The following is a 251-nucleotide window of genomic DNA, read 5'->3' as shown; positions in this document are numbered from 1 at the left end:
GATGATCGAGGGGTAGTCGATGTCCGGCAGCACCCCCTGATGCTGGGTACTCTGCCCGGAAACCCGGTAGAACTTGGCCAGGGTCAGCTTCAGCTCGCCATGGTTGAGCGGCTGGATGGTCTGCACGGTGCCTTTGCCGAAGGTCTGGCCACCGATGATCAGCGCGCGGTGGTAGTCCTGCATGGCCCCGGCGAAGATCTCCGATGCCGAGGCCGACAGGCGGTTGACCAGCAGTGCCAGCGGGCCCTTGT

At 64.5% G+C, this 251-nt stretch carries 1 protein-coding gene; it reads right to left on the bottom strand.

Translation table 11 applies throughout. The features are described 5' to 3' along the window. On the bottom strand, positions 1-251 hold a 251-nt coding region (locus IEQ44_RS16270), incomplete at both ends, for a S41 family peptidase (RefSeq protein ID WP_264674499.1).

Source organism: Nocardioides malaquae, from assembly GCF_015070385.1.
Lineage (GTDB): Bacteria > Actinomycetota > Actinomycetes > Propionibacteriales > Nocardioidaceae > Nocardioides > Nocardioides malaquae.
This window is presented reverse-complemented; position numbering and strand designations above follow the sequence as displayed.